The organism is Candidatus Streptomyces philanthi, assembly GCF_059553635.1.
Genome location: NZ_JCANQV010000171.1, coordinates 1 through 12,910 on the forward strand (window position 1 = coordinate 1; position 12,910 = coordinate 12,910).

12 protein-coding genes and 2 pseudogenes are annotated in these 12,910 nt (G+C 70.5%); 4 read left to right on the plus strand and 10 right to left on the minus strand.

Features of this window, described 5'->3' with window-relative positions; genetic code table 11:
• A pseudogene (locus AC51EU_RS19540) lies at window positions 1-237 on the minus strand (hypothetical protein); the annotation flags it as partial.
• Window positions 238-478: 241 nt separating this feature from the next.
• Between AC51EU_RS19540 and AC51EU_RS19545 the strand changes: the two are divergent.
• On the plus strand, window positions 479-2,551 hold the full coding sequence (locus AC51EU_RS19545) for an MDR family MFS transporter (RefSeq protein WP_496268290.1): 2,073 nt from the start codon (window positions 479-481) through the stop codon (window positions 2,549-2,551).
• Window position 2,552: 1 nt separating this feature from the next.
• Here the strand turns inward: AC51EU_RS19545 and AC51EU_RS19550 are convergent, their stop codons facing one another.
• The 4 genes from AC51EU_RS19550 to AC51EU_RS19565 form a co-directional block, all read right to left on the minus strand.
• Window positions 2,553-3,071, minus strand: a complete 519-nt coding sequence (locus AC51EU_RS19550; RefSeq protein ID WP_496268291.1) for a GNAT family N-acetyltransferase — start codon at window positions 3,069-3,071, stop codon at window positions 2,553-2,555.
• A 62-nt stretch (window positions 3,072-3,133) separates the two neighbouring features.
• Complete coding sequence (locus AC51EU_RS19555) at window positions 3,134-3,460, minus strand: antibiotic biosynthesis monooxygenase family protein (protein WP_496268292.1); 327 nt, start codon at window positions 3,458-3,460, stop codon at window positions 3,134-3,136.
• Window positions 3,461-3,617: 157 nt separating this feature from the next.
• Entirely contained in the window at window positions 3,618-4,316 is a 699-nt protein-coding gene (locus AC51EU_RS19560) for a class I SAM-dependent methyltransferase (protein ID WP_496268293.1), read from the minus strand.
• Between the two features lie 93 nt (window positions 4,317-4,409).
• On the minus strand, window positions 4,410-4,868 hold the full coding sequence (locus AC51EU_RS19565) for a glycine-rich domain-containing protein (RefSeq protein WP_496268294.1): 459 nt from the start codon (window positions 4,866-4,868) through the stop codon (window positions 4,410-4,412).
• A 301-nt stretch (window positions 4,869-5,169) separates the two neighbouring features.
• Between AC51EU_RS19565 and AC51EU_RS19570 the strand changes: the two genes are divergently transcribed.
• On the plus strand, window positions 5,170-5,949 hold the full coding sequence (locus AC51EU_RS19570) for a helix-turn-helix domain-containing protein (protein ID WP_496268295.1): 780 nt from the start codon (window positions 5,170-5,172) through the stop codon (window positions 5,947-5,949).
• Between the two features lie 296 nt (window positions 5,950-6,245).
• Here AC51EU_RS19570 and proP read toward each other — a convergent pair whose 3' ends face one another.
• From proP to AC51EU_RS19585, 3 genes are all read right to left on the minus strand, one after another.
• Window positions 6,246-7,706: a glycine betaine/L-proline transporter ProP gene (gene proP / locus AC51EU_RS19575; protein WP_496268296.1), complete on the minus strand. Its 1,461-nt coding sequence runs from the start codon at window positions 7,704-7,706 to the stop codon at window positions 6,246-6,248.
• A 408-nt stretch (window positions 7,707-8,114) separates the two neighbouring features.
• Window positions 8,115-9,113 carry a CU044_5270 family protein gene (locus tag AC51EU_RS19580; RefSeq protein WP_496268297.1) on the minus strand — a complete coding sequence of 333 codons (999 nt, stop codon included), beginning with the start codon at window positions 9,111-9,113 and terminating at the stop codon, window positions 8,115-8,117.
• A complete protein-coding gene (locus AC51EU_RS19585; RefSeq protein WP_496268298.1) occupies window positions 9,106-9,645 on the minus strand; it encodes an RNA polymerase sigma factor in 540 nt (179 codons plus the stop codon). The genes AC51EU_RS19580 and AC51EU_RS19585 overlap by 8 nt, the downstream gene beginning before the upstream one ends.
• A gap of 128 nt (window positions 9,646-9,773) precedes the next feature.
• Here AC51EU_RS19585 and ctaD point away from each other — a divergent pair.
• Together ctaD and AC51EU_RS19595 are read left to right on the plus strand one after the other, a co-directional pair.
• Window positions 9,774-11,417 (plus strand): annotated as a pseudogene (gene ctaD / locus AC51EU_RS19590) (aa3-type cytochrome oxidase subunit I); the annotation flags it as partial.
• A complete protein-coding gene (locus AC51EU_RS19595) occupies window positions 11,414-11,761 on the plus strand; it encodes a hypothetical protein (RefSeq protein ID WP_496268299.1) in 348 nt (115 codons plus the stop codon). The pseudogene ctaD and the gene AC51EU_RS19595, both read left to right, overlap by 4 nt.
• 42 nt (window positions 11,762-11,803) lie before the next feature.
• On the opposite strand, the gene AC51EU_RS19600 is transcribed toward AC51EU_RS19595, so the two are convergent.
• Window positions 11,804-12,469, minus strand: coding sequence for a hypothetical protein (locus AC51EU_RS19600; RefSeq protein WP_496268300.1), 666 nt, complete (start codon window positions 12,467-12,469; stop codon window positions 11,804-11,806).
• A 115-nt stretch (window positions 12,470-12,584) separates the two neighbouring features.
• On the minus strand, window positions 12,585-12,910 hold a 326-nt coding region (locus tag AC51EU_RS19605; protein ID WP_496268301.1), incomplete at its 5' end, for a DUF6114 domain-containing protein.

Consider the following 12,910-nt stretch of genomic DNA (forward strand, 5'->3'; position numbering starts at 1 on the left):
CGCGCCCGGGGCCCGGTGGGCGCCGGACGGAGCGGGGGAGACGGGCGGGCCGTACGGCGGTGCCGTCCCCGGGGCGCGGTCCCGCGGAGCGGCCGGTTCCGGCGGGTTGGGCAGGGAGACGTACGGGCGGACGGCCAGCGGGTCGAAGTCGTCGGCGGCGGCCGCCGCGCACAGACACGCGGGCCGCCCGCCGCCGCGTACCGGTGCCGAGCAGTGCGGACAGGTCCCTGCGGCCACAGCGGTCCCTCCTCGGAGCCCTCGCTTCTCTGGTGCCTTGCGTCATTGGATCCGTTGGAGCGGGAGTGATTATCCAAAGGCCGCCCCGCTCCGCGCAGGCACTCGGCGACATCCGCCCGGTATCGCCCCCGATGCCGTCCCGGCCGCGGCCGGATGTCCACGGTCCGGCAGGACGTATCCCGCCCGACCGACCAGTATGGAGAGGAAGGCCGGAAGGCCCGAGGAGAAGGAGGAGGCGTTCATGGCGCACCGCACCGGAACCCCGGCCGCTCCCGGCGCGCCGGACCGCCGGACCGTCCTCGTGGCGATCGGGGCACTGCTGCTCGGCCTGCTCATCGCCGCACTCGACCAGACGATCGTCGCCACCGCGTTGCCGACGATCGTCAGCGATCTCGGCGGGCTCGACCACCTCTCCTGGGTGGTCACCGCCTATCTGCTCGCGTCGACGGCGGCGACCCCGCTGTGGGGCAAGCTCGGCGACCAGTACGGGCGCAAAAAGCTCTTCCAGACCGCCATCGTCCTCTTTCTGATCGGTTCCGTACTGTGCGGGATCGCTCAGGACATGCCGCAGCTCATCGCCTTCCGCGCGCTCCAGGGATTGGGCGGCGGCGGGCTGATCGCCCTGTCGATGGCGATCGTCGGCGACATCGTGCCGCCCCGCGACCGCGGCCGGTACCAGGGACTCTTCGGCGCGGTCTTCGGCGGGAGCAGCGTCCTCGGACCGCTGCTCGGCGGACTGTTCGTGGACCACCTCAGCTGGCGCTGGGTCTTCTACATCAATGTGCCCATCGGCGCCGTCGCCCTCGCCGTGATCGCGGCCGTACTGCACATACCGGCCCACCGCACCCCGCACCGCATCGACTACCCCGGCACCGCCCTGATCGCCGCCGTCGCCGCCTGCCTCGTCCTGATGACCTCACTCGGCGGCGTCAGCTATCCCTGGGGCTCCTGGCAGATCGTGGGGCTGGGGGTGCTCGGTCTGGTGCTGCTCGCCGCGTTCGTCCTCGCCGAGCGGCGGGCCGCGGAGCCCGTCCTTCCGCTACGCCTCTTCCGGGTGCGGAGCTTCGGCATCACCGCGGTCATCGGCTTCATCGTCGGCTTCGCGATGTTCGGCTCGATGACGTATCTGCCGACGTTCCTCCAGGTCGTCCAGGGCGTGACACCGACGATGTCCGGGGTGCACATGCTGCCCATGGTCTTCGGGATGCTGCTGTCGTCCACCGCGTCCGGGCAGATCGTCAGCCGCACCGGCCACTACAAGATCTTCCCCATCGCCGGCACCGCCGTCACCATCGTCGGACTGCTCCTCCTCCACCAACTGGAGCCGTCCAGCGGTGTGGCCGTGATGAGCGGCTGCTTCTTCGTCTTCGGGCTCGGGCTCGGCCTCGTCATGCAGGTCCTGGTGCTCATCGTGCAGAACGCCGTCGCCTACCGGGACCTGGGCGTGGCCACCTCCGGCGCCACGTTCTTCCGCTCCATCGGCGCCTCCTTCGGCGTCTCCATCTTCGGCACGATCTTCACCAACAAGCTCGGCCCCCGGATCGCCGACGCCCTCACCGGACACCCGCTGCCACCCGGCATGACCTCGTCCACCGTCGCCGAGGACCCGCGGACCATCTCCCGGCTGCCGCCCGCCGTCGCCCACGACGTCCTCCATGCCTACGCCACCTCCATCACCGACGTCTTCCTCTACGCCGCCCCCGTCGTCCTGGCCGCCTTCGTCCTCGCCTTCTTCCTCAAGGAGGAGCCCCTGCGGAGCAGCGTCACCGCGCCCGACACCACCGAGGTGCTCTCCTCCACCCCCGTCGACCGGTCCTCACACGACGAATGCGCCCGCGCGCTGTCCCGTCTGAGCAGCCGCGACGGCCGCAGACGGATCTACGAGAAGATCACCGAGCGCGCCGGCCTCGACCTCGTCCCCGCCGCCAGCTGGATGCTGCTGCGCATCCAGCGCCAGGGCGCGGTGGAACCGGCCCTGCTCAGTCGGCGCAACGACATCCCCCTCACGGTGATCTCGCAGGCCACCCGGCAGATAGAGGAGCGCGGACTGGCCGCACGCGAGGGACTGACCCTCACCCTCACCGACCGCGGACGGGAGGCGGCCCGGCGGCTCGCGGAGGCCCGCCGGGAATCCCTGGCCCGGATGCTCGGCGACTGGTGGACCGACGAACGCCCCACCGACCTCACCGAACTCGTCGACCAGCTCGCCGGGGAACTGGGCGGCGCGGACGGCGACCAACCGGGCCGCGACACCCGGCGGCCCCCGCCCCCCACCCCGCCGAGGACGGCACGCCCGGAGGACCTGGCCACCTGAGTCAGCGCGGCGCGGTCAGCCGCTTCTCGAAGAAGATCTCGGCATACGGATCGTCGTGGTACGGCGCGATCTCCGCGAAGCCGTGCCGCCGGTACAGCGCGACGGCCTCCACGAGGTCGAGCCGGGTGTCCAGCCGGACGCGCTCCGCGCCCAGCGCGACCGCGGCCCGTTCGGCGGCCCGCAGCAGCCCGGCCGCGCCGCCCTCGCCACGGCGGTCCCGCCGGACGAACAGCTGCTTGAGCTCCGCCGTCGCGGCGTCCAGCAGCCGCACCCCGGCACACCCGGCCACGGCACCCCGGTGACGGGCGAGCAGCAGCACCCCGCGCGGCGGCGCCAGATCGGCGCTCGGATACTGCGCCACCCCCTCCTCGATCTCCTCGGGAGTGGAGCTGCGCCCCTCGTGCAACACGTAGTAGCGGTCGGCGACCTCGGTGTAGTACTCCCGCAGCAGCGCCACGGCGGCCGGCGAACCGACCGGCTCTGCGGCGTACGTCCAGGCGGCGGGCGCGGCGTCATTCATGGCCGCATTGTGGGGGCGCCGACGGGGGCACCGCACCCCCTTTCACGGCGCCCCCTCACGCCTCAGCCCTGACGCGGACCGGCCTGCTGCGCGACCTCGAACGACCACACCGTGGAGTCCGTCGCGGCCGGCCGCGGCCGCTCGCCCCCCTCACCGCCACCCTGGTGCGCGGCCTTCATCGGCCCCTCCATCCAGGCACGGAAGGCATCCTCGTCCCTCCACCGCGTGTAGACGAGGTACTTGTCGGTGCCGTCCACGGGCCGCAGCAACTCGAACCACTCGAACCCGTCCGCCGCGTCCACGGTCCCGGCCCGCGCCCCGAAACGCTGCTCCAACACCTCACGCTGCTCGGCCGGCACGGTCAGCACGTTGATCTTCACAATGCTCATGGAGACATCGTGCCGCATGGGCACTACGGAGACACGGACGGGCACCGCACCTGGCGTCGTGAGGACGATTCGCAGGCTTCCCGGTCGGCGCAGCGCGACCGATGCGCGTCACCCGGCGGCTGCCCTGTGAGGGGTGGCTGTCCGGGGCTTCGACGGTTCAGGCGAATGCCGCCGACCTCTGGCCTCCGTGGACGCCTCGCACGAGCAGAGTGCCCGTGCGCCGGCTCCCCGGGGGTGGGGCGATCACGGTGGCTGATACGTCCACATAGCCGTGTTCCCTGAGGATCAGCACCCACACATCGGGTTCGAAGTCCCACCGCTTGACGACAGCGGGGTCTTCATCGGACCCGCGCGGGATGTACGACGCCTGGCAGCCGTAGCACCCTTCGACCGGGGGCCGCTGGGAGAAGGCGAACACACCACCGGGCCTGAGGTTCGCGTGAACGATCGGAAGCAGGAGACCGGGGTCGGTGAACCAGGCGGCGCCGAACACGCTGTAGACCGCGTCGAAGACCGTGAAGGTGTCTCCGAGGTAGGTGCGGGCATCGGCCTGGTGGAGTTCCATCCCGTCCACGCCCGGCCACCGCTCGCGTGCCTTGTCGAGTTGCCGGGCGGAGAGATCGACCCCCACGGCCTTCATGCCGAGCGTGGCGAGGTGAGCGGCGTTCCCGCCGGACCCGCACCCGAGGTCGAGCACGCTGTCACCGGGGTTGAGGTGGAGCACGTCGGCCCCGGGGCCGTGGTCCGGGTACTGGGTCCAGTTGAACCACGTGGTCTCGCCCTTGGCGTTGGTCTTCCGCCGCTGGGGCTTGCTCTGCGAGTAGGTGTCCCATGCGGTGCTGCGAGAGTCAGTCACTACTTGTCCGTTCTCGTTTCACGGCGACAGCCGCCCGGCACGTTACGGGGCGGCTGAGGCTCTGGTGGGCCAGTTGCTCCGCTTGTGGTGGAGCTACTTGGCAACGGGGCTGTCGGAGCAGCCCGCGTAGCTCTGGGTGCAGTCGGCCGCGCCGTTGACCGGCCAGAACTCCGGGTCCACGTCGAAGCCGGCCGATTGGATCACCTCGGCCGTCCGACGCATCGCGGCCCGTCCCTCGGCGGGGTTGTGGCCGTTGTTGCGGTCAGGGACGTGGTGGATGAACCCGCCGCCGAGCGCCTCGCAGAACTCGGCGTAGTGCTTGGTGTGGAGCACGAGCGCGTGCCAGAAGAGATCGACGCGAAGGCTGGGCGTGACCCGCTCCGTGGTGTTCGCGGCGATGGCGAGGAAGGCCGCCACCTGGTTGATGCCGCGCTCGCCCTGGTCGTCGGTCATCTCCGGCCAGGAGTCCTCGCGGACCATGGTGATGAGGGCGGCCCTCAGTTCCGGGGTGATGAGGTCGTACACGGTCTTCGTCGTGTCGGTGATCGTCATGTCTGTGCCTTCCTGGTCTTTGAGGAGCATCGGGGGCACTTGCAGGGGGCCAGTCGGCAGAGGCCATGGGGGCAACCGCTTCCCGGCGGCGCTGCTGGGGTAGATCACCTCAGAGCCGAATGTCCGGCCGGAGGGCCTTCCGCTGCCCGGCCCGGTTGGTGAGGCGATGTTCCCGCCGCCGGTCGGTCGGAACGACGACGCTTCGGGTGTCGCCTGGGCGTCACTCAGTGGGGTGTCAAGGACGCCTCCCAGGGCGTCAAACCGGTGTCACTGCATGGCGGTTCGGTCTAGTTTTGACGTCATGACGACGACCGCCGTGGTGCCGAATGATGTGCTGCGGGCCGTGCGTATCGGTCTGCGCTTGAGCCAAGACGACTTCGCCAAGGCGCTCCGCCGGGCAGGTGCGGAACTGGGGGAGCCGAACGAGGCTTCCAAGCGTCTGGTGCAGCGCTGGGAGTCCGGCACGAGCAAGACGCCTCGGGGCGTGTACGCCAGGGCCTTGCAACGGGTCACCGGCCGTCCGGTCGAGGCTCTGGGATTCACCCTGCCGGTGCCGACGGCACGAGTCCACGCAGACGGGAAGGGAGGACATGACATGGAGACCAGTGCAACCGGTGTCACATCTGCCGTTGCAGGCGCGCAGTCCGCCCCGCAGCCGGGCGAGGAGACGTTTTCGGGGGTGTGGCTCAGCCGCTACGAGTTCTTCTCTTCGAGCCGGGGCGACTCGTACGAGGGCAAGCACTACGTAGTGATCGTCCAGCACGGAAACCGGCTCACCGCTCAGAGTCCGCCCGGGGCGAGCAGCAATCCGGACAGCCCGCTCACGCTGGACCTGTCCGTTGATCGCAACGTGGTCACGGGTACGTGGGTCGAGCAGACGGCCGCAGACGGCTACTACAACGGAGCCCGCTACCACGGTGCCATCCAACTCCTGGTCGAGCCGACCGGCCGACGCATGGCCGGGAAGTGGGTCGGCTTCGGCAAAGACTTCGACGTGAACACCGGCCCCTGGGAACTGCGGCTCGTGGACCGGTCCACCAGCAAGGCGACGCTGGAGAGGTACAGCCAGCCGCCGGAGTGACGCGTCACTCACGCCATGAGGCGGCCCGCCAGCCTGCCCGCGCAGGTCGGCGGGGCCCTTTCGTGTCCTCCTCCAAGCGGTGACAAGGCGTCTGGCCTGCGGCTCTTATGCTGACCACGCCGGGGTGGACCACTCCCAGGTCAGGGCCTGTGCGAGTCCGTTGACGGAATTGTGGTCTTCACCATTGCTGATGAAGCCGTCGTGCGGCATGGGCCCTACGGAGACATGGACGGGCCCGCCCCTCAAACATGAGGGGCGGGCCCGCGCAACATCCGGATACCGGACCCCACACACCGTCAGGCGGTCGACCCCGCGGGAACCCGGTGCCGCGACGGCCGGCTGGCCCCGGTGAGTTCGGCGGCCTCTGCCGGGGTTTCGACGGCGGGCGGGGAGCCGGGGAGGGGCCTGCGGGCGCTTTCGGGGATCAGCATGACCGCGATGGCGCCGATCACGGCGGCGCCCATCATGTAGTAGGCGGGCATCATGCGGTTGCCGGTGGCGCCGATGAGGGCGGTGACGACGAGGGGCGTGGTGCCGCCGAAGAGGGAGACGGAGATGTTGAAGCCGATCGACAGGGAGCCGTAGCGCACCTTGGTCGGGAACAGCGCCGGGAGGGTGGACGGCATCGTCGAGGTGAAGGTGACCAGCAGCAGGCCGAGGGCGGCCATGCCCAGGGCGATGGCGGGCAGCGAGCCCTGGCGTATCAGCAGCAGCGCCGGTATCGACAGCACCAGGAAGCCCAGGCAGCCCGCGGCGATGACGGGGCGGCGGCCGAAGCGGTCGCTCAGGCGGCCCGCGAACGGGTGGACGCACATCATCAGGACCATCACCCCGAGAACGACCATGAGGCCATGGGTCTCGTCGTACTTCAGCTCCGAGGTCAGATAGCTCGGCATGTACGACAGCAGCATGTAGTCGGTGACGTTGAAGACCAGGACGAGGCCCATGCACAGCAGCATCGCCCGCCACTGGCCGAAGATCATCTCGCGCAGGCCGATGCGCTTCTCGGCCTCGCGGCGCTCCTTCTCCTTCGTCCGCGCCTCCTTCTCCAGCTGCGCGAAGGCCGGGGTCTCCTCCAGGCGCATCCGCAGGTACAGGCCGATGATGCCCATCGGGCCCGCGATGAGGAACGGCAGGCGCCAGCCCCAGGAAAGCAGGTCGTCGGTGGAGAGCAGGGCGGTCATCAGGGTGACCAGGCCGGCGCCGCCGACGTAGCCGGCGAGGGTGCCGAACTCCAGCCAGCTGCCGAGGAAGCCGCGCTTCTTGTCGGGCGCGTACTCGGCGATGAAGGTGGAGGCACCGCCGTACTCACCGCCCGTGGAGAAGCCCTGGACCAGGCGGGCGGCGAGCAGCAGGATCGGGGCCCCGACGCCGATGGAGGCGTACGAGGGGATCAGGCCGATGGCGAAGGTGCCGGCCGCCATCATGATCATGGTGAGGGCGAGGACCTTCTGCCGGCCGATGCGGTCGCCGAGCGGACCGAAGACCATGCCGCCGAGGGGGCGGACGAGGAACGCGGCGGCGAAGGCCCCGAACGTCGACAGCAACTGCGCGGTCGGGTTCCCGGAGGGGAAGAAGACCTTTCCGAGGGTGACCGCGAGGTAGCTGTAGACGCCGAAGTCGAACCACTCCATCGCATTGCCGAGGGCGGCCGCCGACACGGCCCGCTTGACCATCGCGGGCTCGACGACGGTCACCTCGGGGGCGTTCGCGGTATCGGTACGGGGCCCGGGGGCGACGGTGGAATGCGTCGGCACGTGTTCGCTCGCCTGCGCTCTCTGGGACGACTACGGGGACAGGACCCGCCATGGCCTGACGGGCAAAGGTCGACCATAGGTGCAGAACGGGTCATCACGGACAGTGCGCGGTCGACCGCGCAGCAGCTCGTCTACCCGCTGCTTGCAGGGCAAACCTGTCTTCGGCGGTTCGTCGGGAGAGTGCCCCGTTGTGATCCATCTCGCGGCGATCGCCGCAACCGGGAACGGGGTGGACACCGTCCGCGACCACGCCGTGCACGCCAGCCGCACGTACGACCGCACTCCGTAGCCGGTCTGTGGGAGAACGCGAGGTGGCGCGGTGCCTCACGGCCACCGCGCCACCGGATCGTCGCGTTCCTCCAGCATCGGCGCCCTCGTCCCGGCCCGCCACCCGGGGGCGCCGCACGGTCACCTCAGCCAGGCGTCGTACGACAGCACATCGCCCTTCTTGATCTTGAAGTCGGGGAGGTCCTTCGTGAACGTCACCTCGGTGCCCAGGACCCGGCCGGTGTCCGGGGCGAGGACGACCAGGTGCCGGGTGGCGTCCGTCGATCCGTCCGGCCCGTCGTACACATACGCCTGCCCCCGGCGGCCGAGACGGTCGGTGACCTCGCCCGCCGGGCGCAGGTCCCGCGCGTCCAGCAGCAGCCGGGTGACGGCCGCGGTCTCCCGGGGGCCGGGCGTCCACTGCTGGAGGAACGCGGTCAGGGCCATCAGGAGCTGCGGCGTGTGGCGGTCGGCGCCGCCGTACAGACGGGCGAGGTAGTCGCGCAGCGGGGCCGGGTCGGTGGGCGGCCGCCGGGCGGCGACGCCCGAGCCGCCGGTGCCCGCCGGGTAGGTCCGGCGGTGCACCACCTTGCCGTCGTTGACCGTGCGCCAGCGGCCCCCGGTGTCGTCGATCACGGGACGGCCCGGATGCCGCGGGTCGGTCGCCACCACCAGCTCCTCCCCGCTGCCGTCCGCCCGCCACCGGGTGATGCTCTCCTCGGGGACGGTGACCGGGGGCGCGGCGTCCGGGCCCGCCTCCATGCTCAGCGACCACGACTGGACATGGCTGCCGCGCCGCGCCACCTCCGTACTGCCGGCCGCGAGCCCCGCCGCCCGGCGGGCGATCTCGCCGAGCGGGACGGCGGACGAGCCGGGGTCCGGGCGAAGCGGCCCCGGGGTCGCCGCCGCCGGGACGGAGCCCGCCACGGAGAGGGTGACGGCGGTGACCACGGCCACCAGCGCGCACACCGCGGCCTCCGCCCGCAGCACCAGGCCGCGGCGCACCCGCCGGGCGTCGCGCTGGTGCAGCAGCCGGTTGAGCTGCCGCTCGGCGGGGGCGGTGAGCGGGCGGTCGCGCCAGGGGCCCTCGTCGGCCCGTACCGGATCGGCCGCGCGCAACAGGTCGAGTTCGTCAGTCATCGTCGGCGCCTCCCGCGCGAAGGGACACGGTCATCTGCATACGGTCGATCTCCGTGCGGAGACGGCGGCGGGCACGGTGCAGCCGCATCGCCGCGGCGCTGTGGCCGCAGCCCAGCGTCACGGCCAGCTCGTCGAGCGTCAGTTCCTCCCAGGCCGTCAGCCGCAGCACCTCCTGGTCGGCGGGGGAGAGGCGGGCCAGCGCCTCGTGCACCCAGGAGCCGGGGCGTTCGGTGTCGGGGCTCGGGACGACCTGCGACTGCCGGGTGGTCTCGTGGAAGCCGATGCGCTGGAGCAGACGGCGGTAGCGGCTCACTCCGCGCACGGTGTTGGCGAGGCAGTTGCGGGCCACTCCGTACAGCCAGGGCAGCGGCGACTCGGGCAGTTCCGCCCGTCGCCGCCAGGCTATGGAGAAGACCTCCGCCACCACTTCCTCGACCTCGTGTGCCTGCCCGTCCAGCCGCCGCGCCACGAAGCGGCTGACCGCCCAGTAGTGCGCGCGGTAGGCCGCGGCGAAGGCGTCGTCCGTGCTCATGAACCGTAGGTGTCCGGCATGGCTCCGATCTTCACACGGGGGAACGGTGAATTTTCCCACCGTCCCCGGGAGGCATGAGCGGTGAAGCGCGCGGCGCCGCCGGACACCTACCGGGCATGAGACACCCCGTGAAATGGCTGACGACGACGGACCACAAGACCATCGGCACGATGTACCTGGTCACGTCGTTCGCCTTCTTCTGCCTCGGCGGCCTGCTGGCGCTGCTGATGCGCGCCGAGCTGGCCCGTCCCGGCTCGCAGCTGATGTCGAACGAGCAGTTCAACCAGGCGTTCACGATGCACGGCACGATCATGCTGCTGATGTTCGCGACGCCGCTGTTCGCCGGCTTCGCGAACTGGATCATGCCGTTGCAGATCGGCGCGCCCGATGTCGCCTTTCCCCGGCTGAACATGCTGGCCTATTGGTTCTATCTCTTCGGTTCCCTGATCGCCGTCGGCGGTTTCCTGACGCCGCAGGGCGCGGCGGACTTCGGTTGGTTCGCCTACGCGCCGCTGTCGGACGCGATCCACTCGCCGAACATCGGCGGTGACATGTGGATCATGGGCCTGGCGTTCTCCGGTTTCGGGACGATTCTCGGCGCGGTCAACTTCATCACCACGATCATCTGCATGCGCGCCCCGGGCATGACGATGTTCCGCATGCCGATCTTCACCTGGAACGTGCTGCTGACCGGTGTGCTGGTCCTGCTCGCCTTCCCGGTGCTGGCGGCCGCGCTGTTCGCCCTGGAGGCGGACCGGAAATTCGGCAGCCATATCTTCGACGCGGTCAACGGTGGCGCGTTGCTGTGGCAGCACCTCTTCTGGTTCTTCGGCCACCCCGAGGTGTACATCATCGCGCTGCCGTTCTTCGGCATCATCTCCGAGGTCATTCCGGTGTTCTCGCGCAAGCCGATGTTCGGTTACATCGGTCTGATCGCGGCGACGATCTCCATCGCGGGCCTCTCGGTGACGGTGTGGGCGCACCACATGTACGTCACGGGCGGTGTGCTGCTGCCGTTCTTCTCCTTCATGACGTTCCTCATCGCGGTGCCCACCGGTGTGAAGTTCTTCAACTGGATCGGCACGATGTGGAAGGGCTCGCTGTCCTTCGAGACCCCGATGCTCTGGGCCATCGGCTTCCTGGTGACGTTCGTCTTCGGTGGTCTGACCGGTGTCATTCTGGCGTCGCCCCCGATGGACTTCCACGTCTCCGACACGTACTTCGTCGTGGCGCACTTCCACTACGTGATCTTCGGTACGGTCGTCTTCGCGATGTTCTCCGGTTTCCACTTCTGGTGGCCGAAGTTCACCGGCAAGATGCTCGACGAGCGCCTCGGGAAAATCACGTTCTGGACGCTGTTCGTCGGCTTCCACGGCACGTTCCTCGTCCAGCACTGGCTCGGTGCCGCGGGAATGGTCCGGCGTATCCCCGACTATCTCGCCGCCGACGGATTCACCGCGCTCAACACCGTCTCCACCATCTTCTCGTTCCTTCTCGGCCTGTCGGTCCTGCCGTTCTTCTACAACATCTGGAAGACCGCGAAGTACGGGAAGAAGATCGAGGTCGACGACCCGTGGGGCTACGGCCGTTCGCTGGAGTGGGCCACGTCCTGCCCGCCGCCGCGGCACAACTTCACGTCCCTGCCGCGTATCCGCTCGGAATCCCCGGCATTCGACCTGCACCACCCGGAGATCGCCGCCGAGGCGGACGCGCTGGACGGCCCGGCGCGGACCGGGATCACCGCGGACGGTGCGAAAGAGGCCCGGGTATGAGCGAGGGCATGCGCACCGACGAGGCGATCAACGAGATCGAGGGATATCTGCTGTGGGAGGCGGAGAAGGGCCGGGCCCGTTCCCGCGCCGACGCCTTCTGCACCGGACTCCCCTGGCTCACCGAGAGCCAGCGCGCCGAGGTCACCCGCCGCTACTGCCAGGACCACGCCGATGTCTCGCGGGAGTACCTGCGGCGCGTCGCGGCCCGCAGCGTCTCGCTGCGGGCCGAGTACCAGGGCGTCTACCGGGTGCTGCGCCGCCGCCTGCTGTTGGCGTTCACCGGGGGGACGCTCGTGGTGGTGGCGTCCGCGGTGGCGGCGGTCGCCGTCCTCACCACGCGGTGAGGGACGGCGGCCCTTGAGGGCGGGCGGCGCCGCGCCGCCCGCTCAGCCGGTGACGGTGATCTGCGACGCCGGGTCGGTGGTGTCGGTGACGTTGTAGGTGGCGCTGAACGCCGAGGTGGTCGCGCTCGTCGGGCAGCCGAAGCCGCCGGTCACCGTCACCGGCACGGCGGCCTTGGTGAACGTCAGCGTCGACGGGGAACCGTTGGCCCAGGCGCCGCTCACGGTCGCCGCGCTCGTGGGCGCCGCGGTCACCGTACAGCTGGCCAGCCCGCTGGTCTTGAGGACGAAACCGCCCGAGGGCATGGCCAGTCCGGCCGTCGCCGGGGTGCCGTTCTGCATGCTCACGCCCCAGTCGCCGGACGTGGTGATGGTGGCGGTGACACCCGGGATGCTCGCGGTGCAGGAGCTGTAGGTGGGGGCGCTGACGGCGCTGCTCACCGGGCCCGCCGCGTTCTGGTTGCCCGGCGCCGCCGGGACCTTTCCGGTGGCACCGGAGGCCTTGCAGGTTACCGTCACCGAGCCGGCCGTGAAGGTGGCGGAGCCGCTGAGCGCGGCGCTGAAGGAGTGCCCGGCGGGCGTCACGGTGGTGGAGCCCGCGACGGCCTGGGGCCGCGGCTGCGCGGTCGCCGGGGCGCCGACGGCCAGCGGGAGCCCGAGGGCCGCGGCGAGTCCGGTGGCGGCGGTGACGACGGTACGGGTGCGGTGCATGAGGTCTCCTTGAGGGCGAGGGGACATGCGGAAGGTGCACGGGTGCGCGGGGGTGCGGAGGCACCGTCAGGTCCGTGGGGGGAGGACGCCGGGGTGCCGTGGGCCGGGGGAGACCCTAGGAGTGGTCGCCGGACGGTTCCGGCGGTGCGGGGACCGGTTGCCAGGCGAAGATCAGGGAGCCGCCGAGAAGGCCGGTGACGGTGCCGAGGAGGAAGCCGCCGAGGTTGGACATCACCAGCGCCGCCGCGGCGGCCAGGACGGTGAGGATGCCGGCGAGGCCCCGGTAGTGGGGGGCGGCCCACACCGCGACGCCCATCAGGATCATCACCAGCCCCATCAGCACCGACGGAATTCCGGCGATGCCCTGGTGCAGCATGATGTGCAGCGGTGCCAGGGGGACGGAGCAGATCTCCGCCCCGGCGAGCACGGCCAGCAACCCGC